This is a genomic window from Saccharothrix sp. CCNWYY140, assembly GCF_037401995.1.
GTDB lineage: Bacteria > Actinomycetota > Actinomycetes > Mycobacteriales > Pseudonocardiaceae > Actinosynnema.
The window spans coordinates 99,009-120,716 of the sequence record NZ_JBBEGC010000002.1; the positions used below are offsets into that span (position 1 = coordinate 99,009).

18 protein-coding genes are annotated in these 21,708 nt (G+C 71.0%); 10 read left to right on the forward strand and 8 right to left on the reverse strand.

Translation table 11 applies throughout. From position 1 onward, the window contains the following. Positions 1–132 precede the first annotated feature (132 nt). Positions 133–3,888, reverse strand: coding sequence for a discoidin domain-containing protein (locus WBN91_RS01745; protein ID WP_337722797.1), 3,756 nt, complete (start codon positions 3,886–3,888; stop codon positions 133–135). Between the two features lie 272 nt (positions 3,889–4,160). Here WBN91_RS01745 and WBN91_RS01750 point away from each other — a divergent pair, with 272 nt between their 5' ends. The 7 genes from WBN91_RS01750 to WBN91_RS01780 all read left to right on the forward strand — a co-directional run bounded on the left by WBN91_RS01750 (position 4,161) and on the right by WBN91_RS01780 (position 10,182). After that, complete coding sequence (locus tag WBN91_RS01750) at positions 4,161–5,513, forward strand: hypothetical protein (protein ID WP_337722798.1); 1,353 nt, start codon at positions 4,161–4,163, stop codon at positions 5,511–5,513. An 83-nt stretch (positions 5,514–5,596) separates the two neighbouring features. Continuing rightward, positions 5,597–6,490: an ROK family protein gene (locus WBN91_RS01755; protein ID WP_337722799.1), complete on the forward strand. Its 894-nt coding sequence runs from the start codon at positions 5,597–5,599 to the stop codon at positions 6,488–6,490. After that, positions 6,481–7,332, forward strand: a complete 852-nt coding sequence (locus WBN91_RS01760; RefSeq protein WP_443217643.1) for a class II fructose-bisphosphate aldolase — start codon at positions 6,481–6,483, stop codon at positions 7,330–7,332. The genes WBN91_RS01755 and WBN91_RS01760 overlap by 10 nt, the downstream gene beginning before the upstream one ends. After that, the gene (locus WBN91_RS01765; RefSeq protein ID WP_337722801.1) at positions 7,329–8,237 is read left to right on the forward strand and encodes a 1-phosphofructokinase family hexose kinase; all 909 of its coding nucleotides are present in this window, start codon (positions 7,329–7,331) and stop codon (positions 8,235–8,237) included. Before WBN91_RS01760 ends, WBN91_RS01765 begins: the two co-directional genes overlap by 4 nt. Positions 8,238–8,307: 70 nt before the next feature. Continuing rightward, complete coding sequence (locus WBN91_RS01770) at positions 8,308–9,093, forward strand: DeoR/GlpR family DNA-binding transcription regulator (RefSeq protein ID WP_337722802.1); 786 nt, start codon at positions 8,308–8,310, stop codon at positions 9,091–9,093. A 124-nt stretch (positions 9,094–9,217) separates the two neighbouring features. Continuing rightward, positions 9,218–9,757, forward strand: coding sequence for an RNA polymerase sigma factor (locus WBN91_RS01775; protein WP_337722803.1), 540 nt, complete (start codon positions 9,218–9,220; stop codon positions 9,755–9,757). Then, positions 9,757–10,182 (forward strand): hypothetical protein, encoded by a 426-nt coding sequence (locus tag WBN91_RS01780; RefSeq protein WP_337722804.1) that lies wholly within the window; start codon positions 9,757–9,759, stop codon positions 10,180–10,182. The genes WBN91_RS01775 and WBN91_RS01780 overlap by 1 nt, the downstream gene beginning before the upstream one ends. A 16-nt stretch (positions 10,183–10,198) precedes the next feature. Here WBN91_RS01780 and WBN91_RS01785 read toward each other — a convergent pair whose 3' ends face one another. The 4 genes from WBN91_RS01785 to WBN91_RS01800 all read right to left on the reverse strand — a co-directional run bounded on the left by WBN91_RS01785 (position 10,199) and on the right by WBN91_RS01800 (position 16,629). Next, a complete protein-coding gene (locus WBN91_RS01785; protein WP_337722805.1) occupies positions 10,199–12,883 on the reverse strand; it encodes a lectin in 2,685 nt (894 codons plus the stop codon). Between the two features lie 123 nt (positions 12,884–13,006). Beyond that, positions 13,007–13,951, reverse strand: a complete 945-nt coding sequence (locus tag WBN91_RS01790; protein WP_337722806.1) for a hypothetical protein — start codon at positions 13,949–13,951, stop codon at positions 13,007–13,009. Continuing rightward, on the reverse strand, positions 13,948–15,159 hold the full coding sequence (locus tag WBN91_RS01795) for an MFS transporter (protein WP_337722807.1): 1,212 nt from the start codon (positions 15,157–15,159) through the stop codon (positions 13,948–13,950). Before WBN91_RS01795 ends, WBN91_RS01790 begins: the two co-directional genes overlap by 4 nt. Positions 15,160–15,228: 69 nt before the next feature. Continuing rightward, positions 15,229–16,629 (reverse strand): CBM96 family carbohydrate-binding protein, encoded by a 1,401-nt coding sequence (locus WBN91_RS01800; protein WP_337722808.1) that lies wholly within the window; start codon positions 16,627–16,629, stop codon positions 15,229–15,231. A 172-nt stretch (positions 16,630–16,801) separates the two neighbouring features. On the opposite strand from WBN91_RS01800, the gene WBN91_RS01805 reads away from it, so the two are divergent. Further along, positions 16,802–17,965, forward strand: a complete 1,164-nt coding sequence (locus tag WBN91_RS01805; protein ID WP_337722917.1) for a saccharopine dehydrogenase family protein — start codon at positions 16,802–16,804, stop codon at positions 17,963–17,965. 1 nt (position 17,966) lies between these two features. Here the strand turns inward: WBN91_RS01805 and WBN91_RS01810 are convergent, their stop codons facing one another. Together WBN91_RS01810 and WBN91_RS01815 are read right to left on the reverse strand one after the other, a co-directional pair. Continuing rightward, on the reverse strand, positions 17,967–18,605 hold the full coding sequence (locus WBN91_RS01810; protein ID WP_337722809.1) for a VOC family protein: 639 nt from the start codon (positions 18,603–18,605) through the stop codon (positions 17,967–17,969). Positions 18,606–18,622: 17 nt separating this feature from the next. Then, a complete protein-coding gene (locus WBN91_RS01815) occupies positions 18,623–19,477 on the reverse strand; it encodes a LysR family transcriptional regulator ArgP (protein WP_337722918.1) in 855 nt (284 codons plus the stop codon). Positions 19,478–19,550: 73 nt separating this feature from the next. Here WBN91_RS01815 and WBN91_RS01820 point away from each other — a divergent pair, with 73 nt between their 5' ends. Further along, the gene (locus WBN91_RS01820) at positions 19,551–20,126 is read left to right on the forward strand and encodes a LysE/ArgO family amino acid transporter (RefSeq protein ID WP_337722919.1); all 576 of its coding nucleotides are present in this window, start codon (positions 19,551–19,553) and stop codon (positions 20,124–20,126) included. On the opposite strand, the gene WBN91_RS01825 is transcribed toward WBN91_RS01820, so the two are convergent. Then, the gene (locus WBN91_RS01825; RefSeq protein WP_337722810.1) at positions 20,123–21,196 is read right to left on the reverse strand and encodes an epoxide hydrolase family protein; all 1,074 of its coding nucleotides are present in this window, start codon (positions 21,194–21,196) and stop codon (positions 20,123–20,125) included. The two genes, WBN91_RS01820 and WBN91_RS01825, sit on opposite strands and share 4 nt — an antisense overlap. 94 nt (positions 21,197–21,290) lie before the next feature. On the opposite strand from WBN91_RS01825, the gene WBN91_RS01830 reads away from it, so the two are divergent. Then, complete coding sequence (locus WBN91_RS01830; protein ID WP_337722811.1) at positions 21,291–21,686, forward strand: MmcQ/YjbR family DNA-binding protein; 396 nt, start codon at positions 21,291–21,293, stop codon at positions 21,684–21,686. Positions 21,687–21,708: the final 22 nt, after the last annotated feature.

A 21,708-nucleotide genomic window follows, 5' to 3' on the forward strand; every position in this document is an offset into this window, starting at 1 on the left:
AGGAGAGGTGTGAGAGCGCTCTCGTGACGCAGGTTCGCAGTCGGCCGCGACCGCTGTCAACCGTCCGCCGGCAGCCTGTCCGGTTGCCGACAAAGGCGCCGCCCCTCGACCAAGAAGGGCGGCGCCGAACGGTCAGTTGTTGATGGTGATCTTGAAAGTGGTCGTGGTGTTCCTGATGTTCTCGGCGTTGTCGGCGAACCGGAGGTTGTAGAAGGTCACCGCGCCCACCGCCGGTCCCTGGCCGGCCTCCGGCAGTTCGTTGGCCCACAGGCCGAAGCCGGACTTCGCGTCGAACTCGTCGCCGCTCTTGCGGGCACCGCTGATCGAGATGTTGCGGAACTCCGTGTCCTGGATGGGGTTCTCCGGCGTGGTGCCGGTGTACTTGGTCTGGAACATGATGCCGCTGTAGGTCGGGTCGATGATGTCGACGTCCTGCACTCGGATGCCCCGGAACGGTTTGGACGCCGAGAACAGCCAGATCGCCGGGAACGTCTGCTGTCCCCAGAAGTGGCCGCCGGTGCGGACCAGGGTGATGCCGCTGAACGTCGTCGGCTCAGGGCCGAAGCCGTTCATCGGGTAGCCGAAGTCCAGGGAGCTGATCGTGACGCCCGAGTACACGAGGGTGTCGGCGATGTAGATGTTGCGGAAGGTGTTGAGGTAGCCGCCGTACACGGCCAGGCCCGCCGCGCGCCAGGTGAGCAGCGAGGTCAGGTTCTCGTAGACGTTGTTCTTCTCGTCCGCGCCGCCTGCGTCGATGGCGGAGAACAGGGCGAAGCTGTCGTCGCCGGTGGACCTGGCCTCGATGTTGGCCACCCGGTTGTCCGTGCTGCCGTTGGTCATGTTGATGCCGTCGGCGAAGGTGTTGCGGATGCGGGAGTCCTTGATGGTCATGAAGTCGGTGTTCGCGCCCCAGTACAGGCACACCATGTGCTCGGCCCACAGGTTCTCGATCGTGATGTTCGAGACGTTCTGGAAGTCGAACACCTTGCCCGGACCGTCGATGCGGGTCGTGTAGTTGCCGAAGTACGCGAAACCGCTGAACAGCGAGCCGTTCGCGGACGCCTCCGCGCGCCAGCCCACGTCGGTGTTCTCCTGGCCGGACGGGGCGAAGAACCTGGTGAACCACGGTCCCGCGCCGACCACGCGCACCGGCTTGCCGTACACCTGGAACTTCTGCGCGGTCTCGTACAGGCCCGCCGGCAGGTACACGCCCAGCAGGTTCCCGCTGGTGTCCATGCGGAACTTGTCCAGGGCGTTCTGCACGTCCTGGTGCGAGAAGCCGGTCGGTGTGACGTAACGGGCAGGGTCGGGGTTGGGTTGGGCCGTCGCCTCCTCGAAGTTCACGAAGTCGATGGCGTAGGAGGTGGTGTTGGCGGCATCCTTTTGCAGCTTGATCTTGGTGCCGGGCGGGAAGGTGCTGGAGAGCAGGATGTTCGCCTCGTCGTAGATGTGCCGGGGACCGCCGGCACCGGGCGAGTTCTGCGGGCCGGCCTCGTTGCCGTAGAGCCAGATGTGCCGCGAGGTCAGGTCCAGGGCCTTGTGGAAGGTGCCGTTGACGTAGACGTTCAGGGTGGCGTTGATGCCGCCGCCTCCCGGGGCGTCCGGGATGGAGAACCGAGTGACCAGGGTGTTGGTCGGGACCGTGGTGGTGAACTCGACCGACGCGCCGGTGGAGTCGAGGGTCACGGCTCGGCGGCCGGACGCTTCACCGGCCAGGTCGCCGACCGTGCGGTTCGGGCCGATCTTCGTCGCACCGCCGGACGTCACGCCGTCCTCGGCCTCGACGTGTGTCCACGGGACGTTCGCGCCCCGGCCGACGAACAACGGTTGCTCGGTGGTGTTGTTGGCCTGCTTGGCGGGGATCTCGTTGGCGTCCACGGCGATCTTCGTGCGGACGGTGTACTTGCCGTTGGCCGCGGTCCACGTGCCCAGGGTGATGGGGGCGGTGGTGGTGCCGGCGGCGAGGGAACCGTTGTGGGACGCGGTGAACGTGCGCAGGGTCGCGCCCGTGGTGGCGTCCAGGAGGGTGAGGGTGACGTTCTGCGTGGCGGCGGTGGCGATGGTGCCTTGGTTGCGCAGTGCCACGGTGAACGTCGTCGTCTGGCCGTTGGCCGGGTTGCCCGGGGACCAGGCGGTCGGCGAGGCTAGGAGGTCGGAGCTGGGGACCGGGGTGACGACCAGGCGGTCCGGGTGGAGGCGGGCGTTGTTGGTTTCGTTCTGCTCCACCACCTTCCTGGACTCGTCCACCTTCGCCGTGTACTCGTGCGACCCCTCGCCGCGCGGTCCGGCGTTGAAGGTGACCGTGGCGGACGCACCCGGTTGCAGCGCGCCGACGTCGGTGGTGCCGACCGGGTCGTTGCCCAGGAAGAAGGTCACGTCGGTGGCGGACGACGGGGCGGTGCCGGCGTTGCGGACGGTCGCGGACAGGGTGACGTCGTCGGTCTCGACCGGCGCGGCCGGGGTGAAGGACGTGCCGGTGACGGTCAGGTCCGGGTTGGGTGCGGGCGTGCCGAACACCTGGAACTCCGCGACCTGGCCGCCGGGTGCGCCGGAGTTGGCGGTGACCCTCAGCTGCACGTCCGCCGCCCGCCCGGACACCGGGATGGTGACCGTGTTGCCGGAGGCCGGGTTCCACGTGTAGTCCTTGGCGGACACCAGGTTCGTGAACGTGGACGCGCCCTGCTCACGGCCGAGCACCTGGACGTTCTGCGTGCGGACGCCCCAGATCGGGTCCGGGTCCAGGCGCAGGGTCACCGAGCTGAGGTCGGCGTTCGCGCCCAGCTGCACGGTCAACGTGTTCGGGTAGGCCGAGCCTTCCCAGTACGTCTTCACGTTGTCGTCGTTGGCGTTGGTGGCGACGTAGGTGTGGGTGTGCCCGGACGACGTGATCGGCTTGCCGCGCGCCAGGTTCTCGCTGTTGGTGCCGGGGCGGGTGACCGTGTTGCTGGGCGGTGAGGTGTTGCCGGCGGCGTCCTTGGCCACGACGTGGTAGGTCACCGCGAGCCCGTCCGGCTGGGTGTCGGTGTAGGTGGTGCCGGTGACCGTGGTGCGCAGGGTGCCGTTGGCGTAGACGTCGTAGCCGGTGACGCCGACGTTGTCGGTGGACGCGGTCCAGGTCAGGCGGATCTGACCGGACTGCGGCTGGGTGTGGGCGAGGTTCGTCGGCGCGGTCGGCGGCTGCGTGTCGCCGCCGGTGGGGCCGTGCAGCTCGAACTCGCCGAGCTGACCCGCGGGCCACCCCGTGTTACCGGTGACGACCAGCCGCACGTACCGGGTGGTGGCGGCGGTGAACTCGAGGGTGACCGCGTTGCCGGTGGCGGGGTCGAAGGTGTGGCCGGCCGCCGGGAGCAGGTCGCTGAACGACGTGCCGTCCGTGCTGTGCCGCACCGCCAGGGTCTGGGTGCGGGCGCCCCAGTTGGCCGTGGGCAGCTTGAGCACCAGGCGGTCGACCTTCTTCGTGGTGCCGAGGTCGGCCTGGATCCACTGCGGGAACGCGTTGTTGCGGCTCTCCCAGTAGGTGGCGGGGTTGCCGTCGCCGGCGTTGGCCGGCTGGTAGACGTCGGTGTGGCTGCTCGCGGTGTAGGTGGCGGCGAGCTGGACGCCGGGGCTTGCTTCGCGGACGTCGAGCGAGGCTTCATCGCCGACGACCCGGATGTGCCGGACGAATGTCGGGTCGAGGTCCAGGGTCGTGGGGTTGCGGCCGAGCCGGTGCGAGCGGGCGGGGATCAGGGTGGCGTACGAGTGGCCGTCGAGGCTGCCTTCGACGGCGAGGGTGCGGTCACCGGTGTCGGGGGCGGTGAGGCGGACCTGGTCGATGCGCGTGGGGGTGCCCAGGTCGAGGTGGGTGACCGGGGCGGCGTGCGCGGCGGGGGTGGTGACCAGGGACAAGGCGGCTAAGGCGAGGGCGGTGAGAAGTGCGGGGGCACGTGTCGTCGGTGACATGGGCGTGCGGGCCCTTCTGGTAGTTCCCGTTGTTTGTCAGGAAGTTCCGCTCAGTTGTCGAGTTTTTGCGGTGCTGGGCTCGCAGAGTTGCAGAACCGCGCGGCGAAAGTCAACGGTTCAGACCAGTGGTCGCCGGTGGGCCGAGAGGCAGCGGAAACTTCCTGGTGAGGACCGGGGTGTGGTCGACCTAGCCTCGCTGTCGAGGGAGGTGGGCGGCGGTGGGCGACCCCAGGTCGGAGTTCGCGGCGGCTTTCGCGCGCCTGCGCGGCCGGGTGCCGGACCTGACCGACGAGGCGCTGGCGCGGCGGGCCGGCGGGGTGGTGCTGCCGTCTGGGCGGCGGGTGGCGGTCGACGCGCGGCGGCTGGGGGAGTGGCTGGGCGGGCGGTCGGTGCCGCGGGAGTTCGACGCGGTGCTCGCGGTGGTCCTGGCTACCGGCGGGTCGCGGGAAGTGGGGCGGCTGCGGGAGCTGTGGCGGGCGGCGCGGGAGAAGCGTGCCGACGCCGGGGCACGGCCGGGCGCGGGGGCGGCGGCTGTGGGGATGGCGGTGGTGGGGGCGGCGGCCGGCGCGGGGGAGCCGGTGGGGGCGGTACGGCGGGTTGTGGTTGGGCGCGTGCCTGGTGCGGCGGCGGCATTGCGGGAGCGGGTCGAGTTGGTCGCGGCGGGTGCGGGTGCGGGGCGGGTCGTGCTGGCCGGGGCGGGTGGGGTCGGGAAGTCGCAGGTGGCCGCTGCTGTGTTCCGCCGGGCGTGTGTCGAGGTGGCGGTGTGGGTGTCGGCGTCGAGTCGTCGGTCGGTGATCGCCGGGTACGCGCGGGCGTGGCGTGCGTTGGGGGAAGTGCAGGCGTCCGACGAGGACGCGGCGGACCTCTTCCTCGGGTGGCTGCGAACTACGGGTACGTCGTGGCTGGTGGTGTTGGACGACCTGGACGACCCCGCCTCACTGTCCGGGCTGTGGCCCGAGGGTGATGGGCGGACCCTGGTGACCACGCGCCGCCGGGACGGTGTGTTGCTGCGCCCGGACGTGCGGGTCGTGCCGGTCGGGGTGTTCACGACCGAGGAGGCCACCGGGTACCTCGTGGAGCGGTTGTCGGTCGATCCCCGGCATGACGTCTCTGACCTGACGGCGCTGGCCGAAGCCTTGGGTGGGCACCCGTTGGCGCTGGCGCAAGCGGCGGCGTTCCTGATCGACACGGGACTGACCGTGCCCGCCTACCTGGACCGGTTGGCCGACCGCCGGCAGCCGGTGGCCGACCTGTTCCCGGCGTCGTCGCCGGCCGACGAGCACGACGGCACGGTGGTGGACGTGGTGGCGCGGGCGGTGGAGGCGGCGCGGACTTTGTCGCCGGGTGCGCCGGCGATGCTCGAACTTGTCTCGTTGCTCGGGTCTGATGGCATCCCCGAAGAGGTGTTGTTGCACGGGCACGACCTGTCGGCGTTGCGCGCCCTCCACCGGGTGCACCTGGTGACCCACCGCGAAGGGCTTGTCGAGGTACACCCGCTGGTGCAACGGGTGGTTCGCGAGCTGCTGAAGGTGCCGCCGGCGGTCGTGGTGCCGGTCGCGGCCAGCGCCTGACCCTGCGCGCTCCTTGCGCATACTCTGACCAAAAGTGCATGATTGCGCGCAGTTGAGCGCAGTCGTGAACAGGTGGTGCGCGGGTGGAGCTGGTGGTCGGGGTCGACGTGGGCGGTACGGCCACCAAGGCCGTGCTCGTCGACGGTGACCGGGTGCTCGCGCAGGCCGCCGCGCCCACGCCGCGACCCGGGCCGGACGTCGTGGCGGGGGTCCTCGACGTCGTGGCCGGGCTGGTCGGCGACTTGGACCCGGAGCGGGTGGCACGCGTCGGCGTGGTCGTCCCCGGGATCGTCGACGAGGCCGCGGGCGTGGCGGTGTGGTCGGAGAACCTCGGGTGGCGGGACGTGCCGTTCGCCGCCCTGCTCGCCGACCGGCTCGGCCGGGTGACGGCGTTCGGGCACGACGTGCGCGCGGGAGGGCTGGCGGAGTCCGCGGTCGGCGGCGGGCGTGGGGCGCGGGACGCCGTCTTCCTGCCGATCGGGACCGGTATCGCGGCGGCTCTCGTGCTGGGCGGGCGCGTGCACGACGCGGGCGGGTACGCCGGTGAGATCGGGCACGTCGACGTGGGCCACGACGAGTCGTGCGCGTGCGGGCGGACCGGCTGTCTGGAGGCGATCGCCTCGGCATCCGCGATCGCCCGCCGCTACACCGCCAGCACCGGCACGCCCACCGAAGCCGCCGACGTGGCGCGGCTGGTGGTGCAACGGGACGTCGACGCCGTGCGCGTGTGGGACGACGCGGTGCGGGCGTTGGCCCACGCGCTGGCCTGGACGGCGAGCGTGCTCGCGCCGGAGGTGGTGGTCGTCGGCGGCGGGTTGTCCGCGGCGGGCGACGTGCTGCTGCGGCCCCTGTCCGAGGCGCTGCGCGAGCGCCTGACCTTCCAACGCCGGCCGCGCCTGGTGGCGGCCGAACTCGGCGGGCTGGCCGGCTGTCGTGGCGCGGCCCTGCTCGCGGCCAAGAGGAGTGCATTGTGCTGAGGCCTACCGCCGCCATCGTCTCCGCCGCCGTCGCGGGCGGGCACGGGGTGGGCGCGTTCAACGTCATCCAGCTCGAACACGCGTCCGCGATCGTCGCCGGCGCCGAGCGGGCGGGCACCGCGGTGCTGTTGCAGATCAGCGAGAACTGCGTGCGCTACCACCGTTCCCTCGCGCCGCTGCTGGAGGCGGCGCTGGCGGTGGCGGCCGAGTCGTCGGTGCCGGTGGCGGTGCACCTGGACCACATCGAGTCCGTGCCGCTGGTGCGGGAGGGCGCGTTGCACCGCATCGGGTCGGTGATGTTCGACGCCTCGACCGCCCCCTACGAGGACAACGTCGTGCAGACCAAGGAGGTCGCCGAGTTCTGCCACGCTCGGGGCATCTGGGTGGAGGCCGAGCTGGGGGAGGTCGGCGGCAAGGACGGCGTGCACGCGCCCGGCGTGCGCACCGATCCCGGCGAGGCCAAGGAGTACGTGACCGCCACGGGTGTGGACGCGCTGGCCGTCGCGGTCGGCAGCTCGCACGCGATGACCACGCGGGACGCGGCACTGGACTACGACCTCATCGCCGCTATCAAGTCCACTGTGGACGTTCCGCTGGTGTTGCACGGGTCCTCGGGCGTGTCGGACGAAGGCCTGCGGCGCGCGGTGACGGCGGGGATCACCAAGGTGAACATCTCCACGCACCTCAACAAGGTCTTCACCGACGAGGTCCGCGACCGACTCGGTGACGCCGGGCTCGTGGACACCCGCAAGTACCTGGGTCCGGCGCGGGACCGGATGGCACGCGAGGTGGCGCGGCTGCTGGGCGTGCTGGACGCGGTGCCCGCCGGGAGCGTCCGGTGATCCTCACCGTGACCCCGAACCCGGCGCTGGACGTCAGCTACCGGGTGGAGCGGCTCGTGCCGGGCACCACGCACCGGGTGCGGTCGGTGCGGGAACGGGCCGGCGGCAAGGGGTTCAACGTCAGCCGCGTGCTGCACGAGATGGGCATCGCGACGCTGGCCGTCGGGCCGGTGGGCGGCGTGCTGGGCGAGTCGCTGCGCGCGGACCTGGTGGCCTCGGAGGTGCCGCACGCGTTGCTGGTCGTGGACGCGCCGACGCGGATGACCGTGGCCGTGGTGGACGACGAGGACGCGACCCTGTTCAACGAGGCCGGCGCGGCGCTGCTGGACACCGAGTGGGACAGGCTGCTCGACCTGGTCCGGGGCCGGTTGCCCGAGGCGTCCGCGCTGGTCTGCTCGGGCAGCCTGCCGCAGGCGACGCCCCGGAACACCTGTTCCCGGGTGGTGGCGGCGGCGCGGGAGGCGGGGGTGCCCGTCGTCGTGGACACCAGCGGACCTGCCCTGCTGGCGGCGGCGGAGGCCGGCGCGGACGTGCTCAAGCCGAACGCGGCGGAGTTGCGCGAGGTCGTGGACAGCGCGGACGCCTTGGAGGGTGCGGAACGGCTGCGGTCGCTGGGTGCCGGCGCGGTGGTGTTGTCGTTGGGTCCGGAAGGGATGGTCGCGGTGACCGGCGAGGGTCGGTGGCGGGCCGTGCCGCCGTTCCCGGTGCGCGGCAACCCGACCGGAGCCGGGGACGCGGCCGTCGCGGCGCTGGCGAACGGGCTGGTGGAGCAGTCGTCGTGGCCGATGCGGCTGCGTGCGGCGGTCGCCTGGTCGGCGGCGGCCGTCGCGGCGCCGGTCGCGGGCAGCGTGGACGTGCCGTTGCTGCGCAGGCTGCACGATCAGGTGCGGGTCGAGACGCTGTGACGGCGTGTTCATCAGATGCACTTTTGCGCATCTGTAATGTGCATTAATGTTCATGCACAGGAGGTAGGCCGTGAATCGGTACGAGCGGTTGAACGCGCTGCTGGAGCTGCTGGCCGAGCGCGGCAAGATCGAGGTCGACGACATCGCCGAGGAGCTGGCGGTGTCCGGTGCGACGATCCGCCGGGACCTCGACCACCTGGCCGAGCAGCAACTGCTCACGCGCACCCGCGGCGGGGCCGTGGCGCACTCGGTGGCCTACGACCTGCCGTTGCGGTACAAGACCGTGCGCCGGGCCGGGGAGAAGCAGCGTATCGGCCGTGCGGCGGCGGAGCAGGTGCACCGCGGCGCGGTGGTCGGCATGAACGGCGGCACCACGACCACCGAGGTCGCGCGAGCGTTGATGACCAGTGCCGACGTGGGCGGGGCCGAGGGCGACGGGGTGATCACCGTCGTGACCAACGCGTTGAACATCGCCAACGAGCTCGCCGTGCGGCCCCAGGTGAAGCTCGTGGTGACCGGTGGCGTGGCCCGGCCGCAGTCTTATGAGCTGATGTCACCTTTGGCGGGACGGATCCTGAGCGGTTTGAGCCTGGACGTGACGTTCCTGGGCGTGGACGCGATCGACCCCGACGCCGGGGCCTCCGCCCACCACGAGGGTGAGGCGGACATCAACCGGATGCTGGCGGAACGCGCACGGCGGGTCGTGGTGGTGGCCGACTCGTCGAAGATCGGGGCGCGCGCCTTCGCGTCGATCTGCCCGATCGCCCAGGTGCACGTGCTGGTGACGGACACCGACGCGAAAGAGGAAGACGTGCGCCGGTTCCGCGAGCGCGGTGTCGAGGTCGTCCAGGTCTGACGCACCGGACGCCTGTTCGGGCGCTGAGCGGTTGTGCGCGGAACCGCCCGCCGGTGGCGTGCATCAGCACGTCCGGGTGGGACATCTGGTTGTCGTGGGTGTGTGTGCGGAACAATCCCGCCTCGTGGGCGAGGACAACGCAACGCTGCTCTCGGCCGCCGCCCAGGGCGACCAGGCGGCGTGGAACGAGCTGGTGGCGCGCTACACACCGCTGCTGTGGTCCGTCGCCCGGGGCTTTCGGCTGGGGACCGCCGACTGCGCCGACGTCGTGCAGAACACCTGGTTGAAGCTGGTCGAGAAGCTCGGCACGGTCGCCGAGCCCGACCGGCTGGCCGCCTGGCTGGCCACCACCGCCCGGCGGGAGTGCCTCCAGCTGCTGCGCCGCGCGCAGCGGCGGCGGGCGGCGGACGAGGAGCCGCCCGACGTGGCCGACGACGCCCCGCCGCTGGACGAGGGGTTGCTGCTCGCGGAGCGCGACCACGCGCTGTGGCGGGCGGTGGACCGGTTGCCGGAGGCCTGCCGGCGGTTGATCCGGCTGCTGATGGCCGACCCGCCGCCCTCCTACGCCGAGATCGCCCAGGTCCTGGACATCGCGGTCGGCAGCATCGGGCCGTCCCGGGGCCGGTGCCTGGACCGTCTGCGCAAGCTCGCCGAGGAGGTGTGATGGACGACGACGAGCTGGTCGAGCGGTTGCGGTCGATCGCGAACCGGGTGGATCCCGTGCCCGAGTGGGTCGACAGCGCGGCGCGGGCCGCGTTGACGACCCGGCGGATGGACGAGGAGCTGGCCGAGCTGGTGCACGACTCGTGGGAGTCCGCCCAGCTGGTCCGCTCCGGCGACGACACCCACGTGCTGGCCTTCGAGACCGACGCCGTGTCGGTGGACGTCCAGGCCGAGGCGGGCGGGTTGCGGGCGCTGGTCGGGGGCGCGTCGGGCGAGGTCGTGGTGGAGACGCCGGTGGGGGAGCGGCGGGTCGGCATCGGGGAGGACGGCTGGGTGGTGGTGCCCGAGCTGCCGCACCCGACCGTCCGGCTGCGCCTGGTGGGCGACGACGGCCGGGCCGTCCTCACGCCCTGGTTCACGGCGTGAGGACGACCCGTCGAGGTCAGGGCACCCGCCACTGCTGCGCGCCGGTGCCGTTGCAGTCGTAGATCTGCAACTGGACGCCGTTCGTGGTGGTGCTGTTCGGCACGTCCAGGCATTTGCCGGACGGCGGGTTGACCAGAGCGCCACCGCGCGGCCACCACTGCTGGGCGCCCGTGGCGTTGCACTCCCACAGTTGGACCTTCGTGCCGTTGGTCCGGCCGCTGCCGCTGACGTCGAGGCACCGGCCCAGCGCGCGGACAGTGCCGTCCGACGCCAGCGTCCACTGCTGGGCGGGGGTGCCGTTGCAGTCCCACAGCCGCACCGGTGCGCCGTTGCCCGCGATGCTCGGGTCGGCGTCGGCGCACTTGGCGGCCAGGCCCGTGATGGCGCCCGAACGCGCCGGGTACGGGCCGACGTCGTGGGACGGCGGTGCGTCGGCCGGCGCGGTGCCCCACGACGAGGGCGCGGTGCCGAGGGCGAACTCGACCGTTCCACCCTCGTTGGCGATGGACGCGGGCAGCCAGGGCTTGCTGGACGCGACCCCGTTGACCCGCAAGGACTGCACGTACTTCGCCGTGTCCGACGCGCCCGGCGCGGTGATGGTGATGGTGCGCCCGTTGCCGCGCACGATCCGGACCGACGGGAACTGCGGGCTGGCCAGCACCAGCTCCGCCCGGCCCGGGGTCTGCGGGTACATGCCCAGCGCCGCCCACACCGCCCACGACGACATCTGACCGAGGTCGTCGTTGCCCACCAAGCCTTCCGGCACCGGCCGGAAGATCGAGGTCAGGGCGCGGCGGACCACGTCCTGCGTCTTGGCGGGCGCACCCGCGTACGCGTACGCCCACGGCGTGTTGAGCGTGGGTTCATTGCCCAGGTACGCGTAAGGCTTCTTGGGGCCGGCGTTCAACTCGGTGAAGAATGTGTCCAAACGGGACACGACGTTCGCGTTGCCGCCCATAGCGTCGAACAGCCCGCGGTGGTTGTAGGGAACCATCCACGTGTACTGGGCGGCGTTGCCCTCGACGTACTCGTTCTCCTGCGTCGGGCTGAACGCGGGCCACGTCAGGTCGGCGTTGCGCGGCTTGAGGTACTTCGCGCCGGACTCGAAGATGTTGCGCCAGTTCTGCGCTCGCCGCAGGAAGTTCTCCGCCGTGGCGGTGTTGCCCAGGCGTGCGGCGAACTGGGAGATGGCGAAGTCCGCGCTGGTGTACTCCAGGGTCGTGGCCGCCGAACCCCACACGTCGGGCAGGCCGGTCGGGACGTAGCCGTAGTTGTTGAACTGCAACCACCCCGGGCGCTGGCGGATGTCGTTCACCCCGTTGACCATGCGGGTCAGGGCTTGGGCGGTGTCGAAGGACGTGCCGCCGAAGGCGTGGATCGTGGAGACGATGACGGCCATCGGGTCGCCGTTCATCACGCCCGTGCCGCCGTTGGCGACGGTCCACCGGTCGAAGTACCCGCCCTGCGCGGCCTGGTTGACCGCCGCCTGGGCGATGTCGGCTGCCTCTTGTGGGGCCAGGAGGGCGATGAGGGCTATTTGGGAGCGGTAGACGTCCCAGCCGGAGAAGTTCGCGTACTGGGTGGTGGCTGCGGTGTGGACCTGGTTGTCGAACCCGGTGTACCGGCGGTCCACGTCGCTGAAGACGTTGGGGTGCAACAGCGAGTGGTACAGCGACGTGTACAGGGTGCGCAACTGTGTGGAGGTGCCGCCGGTGACGTCGATGCGGCCCAGCCAGCCGTTCCACGCGGTCCGGGACTGGGTGCGGACCTCGTCGAACGACTTCGTGCCGGTCTCGGCGGCGAGGTTGGCCTTGGCGCCGTCGAGGCTGACGAACGAGATGCCCACGCGGGCGGTGACCGTGGTCGCGTCGAACGAGACGAACGCGGCGGCGGCGAACGGCTGCACGTCCTGGGTGGTGGCCGGTGGTGGTGGGACGTCCTGGGTCTGCGCGGTCTTCGGCGAGGGCGGCACACTGCCGCGTCCGCTGCCCTCGACGCTGCGGCGGGTGGTGTCGACGGTGTCGCCCTGGACCACGCCGGCAGTGCTGAACGGGCGGTCGAAGGTGACGTGGAAGTGCAGCCGGTACCGGTTGCCCGCGCCGCAGAACCCGCCGCTGTCGGTGTAGCCGGAGAGGGAGTCGGTGCCGACCGTGATGGACCCGCTCGCGGCGTTGAAGGCGCGGGCGGCGTCCACGGAGAGGGAGGCCTTCTGGCCGGCCGGGTAGGTGAAGCGGGCGACGCCGGAGCGTTGGTTGGCGGTCAGTTCGGTGCGGATGCCGTTGTCGAACGCGACGGAGTAGTAGCCGGGGCTCGCCTGCTCGTTGGCGTGGCTGAAGGTCGAGTGGGCGACCGGGCTGGAGCCGAGGACCGGCATGAAGGGGACGTTGCCGAAGTCGCTGCACCCGGGGCCGGACAGGTGGGTGAGGCTGAAGCCCCGGATGCGGTTGTCGTCGTAGTGGTAGCCGCCGTGCTGGTGGGTGACCGTGTCCGGACTCCACTGGAGCATGCCGAACGGGGCGACGGCGCCGGGGAAGGTGTTGCCCGCCCCACCCCCGTGCCCGAAGTCCGGGCCGCCGGGCTTGGTGCCGACGAAGGGGTTGACGTGCTGGGCGGGGTCGGTGATGGCCGAGGCCGTACCGGACAGGGGTACGGCGAGGGCCGCGAACGTCACGAGTGCGATTGCAGGGAAACGCAGGCGCATGACTCTTCCTCCCGCAGGGTGAGGAGGTGATGACAACGTTGTCACCTGCGATTTTCCCACCCATCGGGCGGCCGGGGGAACCCGCCGCCCGGGTCAACCTGCACGTGCAGTCCGTCCGTGCAGTTAGAGCGGTGCAGGGGAGTTGGCCTCGGGGATCAGGACTGCTGGCGTGCCGGTGCCGTCCGCTTGCACCGACCACACGTCATTGGTTCCGTCGGGTCGTTGCATCCCGTAGGCGATGGTGGACGCGTCGAGCCAGGCGGGCTGGTCGTCTACCGAGCGGGTCTCCGCCAAGGGGGTGATCGTGCGGGTGGACAGGTCCATCACCGAGATCCGCCAGCCCTGTTGCGGGTCGCCGTTCACGGCTGCCTTGTACGCGATTCGGGTGCCGTCCGGTGATAGGGAGGGGCATTCCACGTTGTCTGCCAACGGCTTTACGGTTCGGGCTGTGAAGTCGCCCTCTACCAAGTATCGGTGTCCGCCGGTGGACATGGTGGCGTAGAAGCGGTTGTCGTCGGAGGTGAAGGTGACGCCCCAGAAGTTGCGGTCCTCGCCGGCCTCGCCGAGCACGGTGAACTCCTCCAGGGACTGCACCACCGCCCCCGTCCGCACGTCGAGGATGCCGGTGCTCGTGGAGAAACCGTTGGCGGCGTAGGAATGGCCGTCCACGAACAGCGTCCAGCCCACCATCCGCCCGCTGGCCGACACCCGCGTTCGGTTGGGGAAGCCGGTCAAAGGCAGGGTCCGGACGACGTTGAGCGATGAGTCCAGGACCGCGAGTTCCCCGGCTTTCAGAGCCCCGGCCGGCCGCAGGCACGAGATGGTGCCGCCGGCGGCATAAGCGCGGTCGCAGCGCTGGTCGGTCAGTTCGCGGGGGCCGGAAGGGTCGGTGCGGGACGCGGTGGACAGCACGCCGTTGCTGAGCACCTGGATCTTCGGCCCGGTCACGGTGCCTGAGGGGGCGCTGCTCCGAGGCTGGGCGGACAGGGCCGTGTAGCCGACCGCCACGCCGCCCAGCACGAGGGCGGCGACGGCGGTCACGGTGAGGCGGGTGCGGGTGGAGGTCATGAGCGGCGTCCGAGTAGTGCGAAGGTGGCGAGCAGGGCGAGGCCGACGCCGATGGCGGCGGCGCGGGTGGCGGTCTCCGGGCCCCAGAACTGCCAGGCCAGGCCGAACAGGACCGACGAGCCGAGATAGGCCAGGGCTTGGCCGGTCTGGACAAGGGCGATACCGGTGGTGCGCAGGCCCTCCGGCAGCAGCGGCCCGGCCAACGCCATCAGCACCCCGTCGGTGGCGGCGTAGAACACCCCGTACAGCAGGACCACGACCACCACCAGCGGCCACCCGCCCAGCGGGCCGAAGACCAGCAGGTACGCGGCGGCCAGGCACGCATACCCGCCGAGCATCACGGGCAGTCGCCCGACCCGGTCGGCCAGAGCGCCCAGCGGTGCGGCGAGCAGCAGGTAGACCAGGCTCGTGCCGACCGCCAGCAGCGGGAACCAGCCGATCGCCAGGTTCTCCCGCTTGTGCAGCAGCAGGTACACGAAGCCGTCGCCGATGGTGGCCAGGCCTAGAACCGAAGCCGCCGGCACGACTCGGCGGATTCGGGCGTCCCGCAACAACCCGAAGGCCGCCGAAGGGCGCACCGGGGTGGCGGGCACGGGTGTGCGGTGGTCGCGGACGAACATCACCAGCACCACCACGCCCATCGCGGCGATGCAGAAACTGGTGACGAACACCGAATCGAACGAGTTGCCGGCGACCGCGAGCACCGCCAAGGCCACCAACGGGCCGAGGAACGCGCCCACCCCGTCCATCGCCCGGTGCACGCCGAACGCCCGCCCGAGGTCTTTCTCCGGCGTGGACAACGTGATCAGCGCGTCGCGGGGAGCGGTCCGCAGTCCCTTGCCCGCGCGGTCGGCGGTGATCACCGCGCCCAACAGGGCCGTGGACGTGCCGGCGAACAGCAACCCGAGCTTGGCCACCGCGGACAGGCCGTACCCGAAGCCCGCCACGGCCTTGCGCTTGGTCGTACGGTCGGCAAGGTAGCCGCCGACCAGCCGCAGCACCGTCGTCGCGCCCGTGTACAGGCCGTCGACCAGGCCGTACGCAGCGGGGCTGAGCTGGAGACCGATGACGAGGTAGAGCGGCAGGACGGCGGTGACCATCTCCGACGAGACGTCGGTGACCAGGCTGACCGCGCCGAGCGCGAACACGTTGCCGCTCAGGCCCTTCCAGCCCGCGGTCTTGGGGCGGTCGATCGTGGACAGGTACACGGCGGTTGCCTCCAACCCGAGGGGTGCCGCACCCGGCCCGCGAACCGGACCGGGTGCGGCGGGGTGCGACTAGTGGCAGGACTGCGTGCCGCTGTCGGAGTAGGTCCGGCCCGACTGCGGCACGAACTGCCAGTCGAAGCTGTTGCTGTGCAGGGTCAGCTTCAACACGCCGTAGGTGTCGCTGTTGCGCGCCTCGCTGTTGGGCTTGATGGTGCCGAAGCTGTAGTGGCTGGCGCCGCCCATGCCCGCGACGAACGTGCGGATGCCGCGCGAGGTGTCCAGGCCGCCGCTGGGGTTCTGCGGCGCGAACCGCTCGTACTGGTGGTTGTGGCCGAAGATCACCACGTCCGCGTTGTAGTCGTACAGCGCCTGGAACAGCGGGCGCGTCGCCGTGGACGGGGCGTGGTTGGCGCCCGAGGTGAACAGCGGGTGGTGCCAGTAGGCCGCCGTGCACGGCTTGGTGTTGTTCGCCAGGTCGGTGCGCAGCCAGGTTTCCTGCGCCGAGCCCGCGGACATGCTGATGTTGGAGTTCAACGAGATGATGTGCCAGTTGCCCAGGTCGTAGGAGTAGTAGCCCCGACCCGACGGACCGGCCTGCGTGCCGAAGTAGTTGTAGTACCCGGTCGCGCCCGAGGTGTGGTAGTCGTGGTTGCCCGGCGACGGCCGCGTGCGCGCCTTGTGCCGGCCCCACGTCGGGTCGTAGTAGTTGGCGAACTCCGCGGCGGTGCCGTCGTTGTAGACGTTGTCGCCGGTGGTGAACACCGTGCCCTGGATGTTGTCCAGCAGGGCGGCGGTGGCGCTGTCGCCGGAGCCGGAGTTGGAGATGTCGCCCGCGCCGACGAGCACCGGGTCACCGCTGGGCGGCGGGGTGGTCGTGGTGGTGGTGCCGGTGGTGACCACGAGCTGCGGAGCGGTGGTCGAGCCGGACTCGCGGGAGTCGTAGTCGGCACCGTCGCTGCTGGAGGAGGTGACGCCGATGCTGAAGGTGCCGTTGCCCTTGACGTAGGAGGTCACGTCGACCTCGTACCAGGCGTTCTGCGACACCGAGCCCAGGGAGCCCAGCGTGGCGCCGTCGATGGCGGGCTGGTTGTTGTAGGTGACGCCGGTCTCCGACCACGTGGTGTTGGTCATCGACTTGAACGTGCCGCCGTTGGGGCTGTTGGCCCCGCTGACGTTGTCGGTGTGGATGCGCAGCTTCGCGCTGGTGACCGTGCCGGACACGTTGGACACCACGAACTTCAGGAACATCCGCTTGATCGGCGAGTTGTCCACGCCGAGCTGGCCGGAGGTGCCGTAGTTGGTGCCGGTTGCGGTGCTGTCGACGTACGTGTCCGCCGTCGGGGTGAACGTGGACGTGGCCGCCGACGCGGCCGGGAGCTGGTCGGAGGTGGCGATGACGGTGAGGGTGGTCGCGGTGACGACGCCGACGGCGACGACCGCGAGGGGGAGCCTGGCCTTGCGACCCTGCATGCCGAAACCCTTCGCTTCCTGATCTACCGGACAAGGGCCTCGGGAACGGTAGGGACGTGTGAGCACGGTGGCGTGAGCGTCCGGCGGCGGGATGGTGAACTGCGCGATAACGCCGTCACCCGCCGACAATGACGTCGTTGTCGTTGTGAAAGACCTTCGGGAGGGCTTGCGGATGTACGACCTCGTGCTGTTCGGCGCCACCGGTTTCACCGGCCGGCTCACCGCCGAGTACCTGGCGGGGCGCCTGCCCGCCGGGGCGCGCTGGGCACTGGCGGGACGGGACCGGGGCAAGCTCGACGCGGTGCGATCGTCCCTGTCCGGCGTGAGCAGCCCGGACGTGTCGGTGAGCGAACCGGACGTGCTGGTCGCCGACTCGACCGATCCAGGTTCTCTGCGTGCGGTCGCCGAGTCCACACGAGTGGTGATCACGACCGTCGGGCCGTACATCCACTACGGGGACGGGCTCGTGGCCGCGTGCGCGCGGGCCGGGACGGACTACGTGGACCTGACCGGCGAACCCGAGTTCGTCGACCGGACCTACCTGCGCCACCACGCGACCGCGGTGGAGTCCGGGGCGCGGCTGGTGCACGCATGCGGGTTCGATTCGGTCCCCTACGACCTGGGCGTGCACTTCACGGTCGGCCGCCTGCCCGAGGGCGTGCCGCTCACCGTGGAGGGTTTCGTCACCGCGTCGGGGACGTTCTCGGGCGGGACGTTCCACTCGGCGGTCACCGCGTTCTCCCGCTGGCGGTCGATGGCGGAGGTCGCGCGGCGGCGCAGGCAGGTCGAGGGCAGGCCGTCCGGGCGGGTCGTGCGCGGCAAGGTGAGCGCGCCGCGGTACGACCGGCGGGTGGGCGCGTGGGTCCTGCCCGCGCCGACCATCGACCCGCAGGTGGTGCTGCGCTCGGCCGCCGCGCTGGACCGGTACGGGCCGGAGTTCACCTACAGCCACCACATCGCGGTGCGGCGGCTGCCCGTGGCGGTGGGTGTGGTCGGCGGCGTGGGCGCGTTGATGGGGCTGGCCCAGGTGCCGCCCGTGCGGCGGTGGCTGCTGGACCGGCGCAAGCCCGGGTCGGGTCCGAGCCCGGAGCAGCGGGCGCGGTCGTGGTTCAAGGTGCTCTTCTACGGCGAGGGCGGCGGGGAGCGGGTGGTCACCGAGGTCTCCGGCGGCGATCCCGGGTACGGGGAGACGGCGAAGATGCTCAGCGAGTCCGCGCTGTGCCTGGCTTTCGACTCGCTGCCGGAGACGTCCGGTCAGGTGACCACGGCGGTGGCGATGGGCGACGCGCTGACCGAGCGGCTGGTGAAAGCGGGCATCACGTTCCGCGTGCGCTGACTCAGCGGCCTCGGATGGTGGCTATGCAGACTTCGTTGCCCTCGGGGTCTTTCAGTACCCACCAGGCCGGCGCGTGCCGGTCGGTGACCAGCCGTCCGCCGGCGTCGATGGCCGCCGCGATGCGCCGGTGTGCGTGCTCGAACGGCACCCACACGTCGAAGTGCAAGCGATTGCGCTGCACCCTGGGCGTGTCCATCTGCTGGAACCACAACGAAGTTCCACGGCCGCGCGGGTCGACCAGGTCTTCGTCGGGGTTGTCGAGGCGCGGGGTGTAGTCGAGCACGGCACGCCAGAACCGCATCACCGCCGGGATGTCCATCGCGTCGATGGTCACCTGGACGGTCTGGAGCGCGGAGGGATCGGCGCGCAGGCCCAGCGCGGCGGCCGACGCCGAGATGCGGTGGGCGGCGTCGAGGTCGTCGGTGGTCAGGCCGCAGTGGTCGGGGGTGGTGGTGAGCAGCCGGACCAGCACGCCGTCCGGCCGGATGTCCACGTCGGGGTGGCGGTCCACCTCGGCGATGGCCGCGACCAGGCGGGCGGCGTCGGCGAAGGACGCGGTCAGGAAGAACGCGCACGCGCCCTCGCCGAGCACGCGCCAGTCGGGTGCGGTGAACTCCGGGGGTGCGAGCGGTTCGCCCATGCCGGCAGCGTAGTCCGTCAGTGCAGATCTGCCCGTGCGGCGCGGAAAACGGCGTCCGCGACCCGTTGCAGCGGCGGGGAGTCGAGTTTCCACTGCTGCCAGTGCAGGGGGACGTCCACAGGGTCGTCCGGGTAGAGGTGGACCAGGCCGCGGTGCCGTTTGATCTGGTGTTCGCTCAGCAACGCCCACCCGGCGCCCGCGACCACGGCGTCTTCGAAGACCGGGCCGTCGGGCAGGTAGTGGCGGTGGGTCGAGGCTTCCTTGCCGGTGATGCGGCGGCAGAAGGCGTCCTGGAGGTCGTCCTTGTCGTCGAACACGACCACCGGCACGGTGGACAAGTCCTTGCCCCGCCAGCGTTTGGCGAAGGTCTTGTTGGCCACCGCGTGGTAGCGCATGCTGCCCAGCGGGCGGACGCTGCACCCCTGCACGGGTTGCGGCGAGGACGTGACGGCCGCGACGACCAGGCCCTGGCGCAGGGCTTCGGCGGTGTGGTCCTGGTCGTCGCGCAGGACGCCGAGCACGAGGTCGTCGTCGGTGGCCAGTTCGCGGACCACGTCCCGGAACCACGTGTTGAGCGAGTCGGCGTTGACGGCCACCTGGATCGCCGTGGGTCGTTCGGTCAGGCCCAGGCCGGTGGCGGTGTCCTGTTCCAGCAACGCCAGTTGGCGGCCGTAGCGGGCGATCACCTGGCCGGACTCGGTCAGCTTGGCGGGCTTGGCGCGGACCAGCAGGACCCGGCCGGTGCGCTGTTCCAGCGCTTTGATGCGCTGGCTGACCGCGCTGGGCGTGACGTGCAGGGCTTTGGCGGCGGCGTCGAAGGTGCCCTCGTCCACGACGGCGAGGAGGGTCTTGACGGCGTCCGGATCCAGCATCACGGCTGCTAATGATACTTAAGGAACTTTAGCTGGCCTAATCCTTGATGGGTTCTTAGCGTCGGTGGACGTGATGCACGCGTTGCTGGCCGGACTCGGCATGGGGTTGTCGTTGATCGCCGTCATCGGAGCGCAGAACGCCTTGGTGCTGCGGCAAGGCGTTCTGCGCCAACGGGTCGTGGCCATCGTGGCGATCTGCGCCGCCTCGGACGCGGTGCTGATCGCGGTCGGCGTGGGCGGAGTGGGGACGGTGCTGTCGGCGTGGCCGGTGGTGCTGGAGGTGGTGCGCTGGTTCGGCGCGGCGTTCCTGATCGGGTACGGGGTGCTGGCGGTGCGGCGGATGCTGAAGCCCGGCGTGCTGGTCGGCGGCGCGGGCGGGACGATCCTCACGTGCCTGGCGCTGACCTGGCTCAACCCGCACGTCTACCTGGACACCGTGCTGCTGCTGGGCACCGCATCCACCGGGTTCGCCGACCAGCGGTGGTGGTTCGGCGTGGGCGCGATGGCCGCCAGCGTGCTGTGGTTCTGCTGCCTGGGGTTCGGCGCGCGGTGGTTGTCGGGGGTGTTCGCGCGGGCCTCGGCGTGGCGCGTGCTGGACGGGGCGGTCGCCGTGATCGTGACGGCGACCGGTGTGTCGCTGGTCGTCTAGCGCAGGTCGGCGAAGAACGTCCTGATGTCCTCCGCCAGCAGGTCGGGCACCTCCAGGGCCGGGAAGTGGCCGCCGCGGTCGAACTCGGTCCACCGCCGCACGTCCAGCCGCCGCTCCGCCACTCCGCGCACGGCCAGGATGATGTCGGCCGGGAACACCGCCATACCCACCGGAACGGGGCACGGGATCGCGCTACCAGGGCCTTCCTTCGCCAGGCGCAGCGCGGAGCCGGCGGTGCCGGTGAGCCAGTAGAGGGTCACGACCTCCAGCAGCCGGTCGTCGTCGACGTCGGAGTTCGGGTCGAGCCATTCGAAGAACTTGTCCGCCACCCATCCCAGCAAGCCGACCGGGGAGTCGGTGATCCCGTACGCGACGACCTGCGGCTTGGTCATGTGCATGACCTGGTAGCCGGGCCGCTGCGCCATGAACCGCTTGATGTGCTCGACGCGTGCGAGGTCGGTCTCGGACAGGCCCTCGGTGCTCGCCGGCGGCGGGGTCGGCAGGTAGTTGAGGTGCACGCCGACCACCTTGTCCGGCGCCGCCGCCGCGACCGCCTGGGAGATGCCCGAGCCGAAGTCGCCGCCTTGAGCGCCGTACCGGTCGTAGCCGAGCCGGTCCATCAGCTCGGCCCACGCCCGGCCGACGCGTTCGATGGTCCAGCCGCGCTCGCGAGTGGGTCCGGAGGGGCCGAAGCCGGGGATGGACGGGACGACCAGGTGGAAGTCCCGGCGCAGGAGCTCGACGACGTCGAGGAAGTCCAGCACCGAGCTGGGCCACCCGTGGGTGAGGACCAGCGGCAGGGCGTCCTCGCGGTCGGAGCGCACGTGCAGGAAGTGCACGTTCTGGTCGTCGATGGTGGTGGTGAACTGCGGATAGGCGTTGAGCTTGGCCTCGACGGCCCGCCAGTCGAAGGACTTCCAGCGCTCGACCAGGCCCCGGACGCGGGCGACGGGGATGCCGTAGTCGCCGCCGGCCTCGGGCAGCTCGTCGGTCCAGCGGGTACGGGCGAGGCGGTTCATGAGGTCGTCGAGGTCGGCCTGGGGGACGTCCAGCTTGAAGGGCTCGATCACGAGGTACTCCGTTGGTCTATCCAATGTTGGTGACGCCAACGATAGCACCAGACGTTGGTCATGCCAACGATCGATGTCGGGGTTAGGGTGCGGCATGGCCACTTGGGACGACGTGCGCCGGATCGCCCTGGCGCTGCCGGAGACCGACGAGCACCCCTCCTACGACGGGCTGCCCGCCTGGCGGGTGAAGGACAAGGCGTTCGTGTGGGACCGGCCGCTGCGCAAGCGCGACCACCAGGACCTGGGCGGTGTCGTGCCCGAAGGTCCGATCCTCGGTGCTCGGGTGGCCGACGAGGGCGTCAAGGAAGCGCTGCTGGCCGACGACCCGGACGTCTACTTCACCATCCCGCACTTCGACGGGTTCCCGGGCGTGCTGGTCCGGCTGGAACGGATCGGTCAAGAGGAACTCGCCGAGCTGATCACCGAGGCGTGGCTGTGCCGCGCGCCCAAGCGGCTGGCCAAGCAGTACCAGGACGGCGCGCTCCCGTAGCGGGGGGCGCGCCGCCGTCACC

Bases quoted from the DNA above. Each gene is read 5' to 3' on its own strand.
- WBN91_RS01790 (WP_337722806.1), bottom strand. From the start codon at position 13,951: ATGACCTCCACCCGCACCCGCCTCACCGTGACCGCCGTCGCCGCCCTC.
- WBN91_RS01785 (WP_337722805.1), bottom strand. From the start codon at position 12,883: ATGCGCCTGCGTTTCCCTGCAATCGCACTCGTGACGTTCGCGGCCCTC.
- WBN91_RS01805 (WP_337722917.1), top strand. From the start codon at position 16,802: ATGTACGACCTCGTGCTGTTCGGCGCCACCGGTTTCACCGGCCGGCTC.
- WBN91_RS01815 (WP_337722918.1), bottom strand. From the start codon at position 19,477: ATGCTGGATCCGGACGCCGTCAAGACCCTCCTCGCCGTCGTGGACGAG.
- WBN91_RS01800 (WP_337722808.1), bottom strand. From the start codon at position 16,629: ATGCAGGGTCGCAAGGCCAGGCTCCCCCTCGCGGTCGTCGCCGTCGGC.
- WBN91_RS01780 (WP_337722804.1), top strand. From the start codon at position 9,757: ATGGACGACGACGAGCTGGTCGAGCGGTTGCGGTCGATCGCGAACCGG.
- WBN91_RS01810 (WP_337722809.1), bottom strand. From the start codon at position 18,605: ATGGGCGAACCGCTCGCACCCCCGGAGTTCACCGCACCCGACTGGCGC.
- WBN91_RS01820 (WP_337722919.1), top strand. From the start codon at position 19,551: ATGCACGCGTTGCTGGCCGGACTCGGCATGGGGTTGTCGTTGATCGCC.
- WBN91_RS01830 (WP_337722811.1), top strand. From the start codon at position 21,291: ATGGCCACTTGGGACGACGTGCGCCGGATCGCCCTGGCGCTGCCGGAG.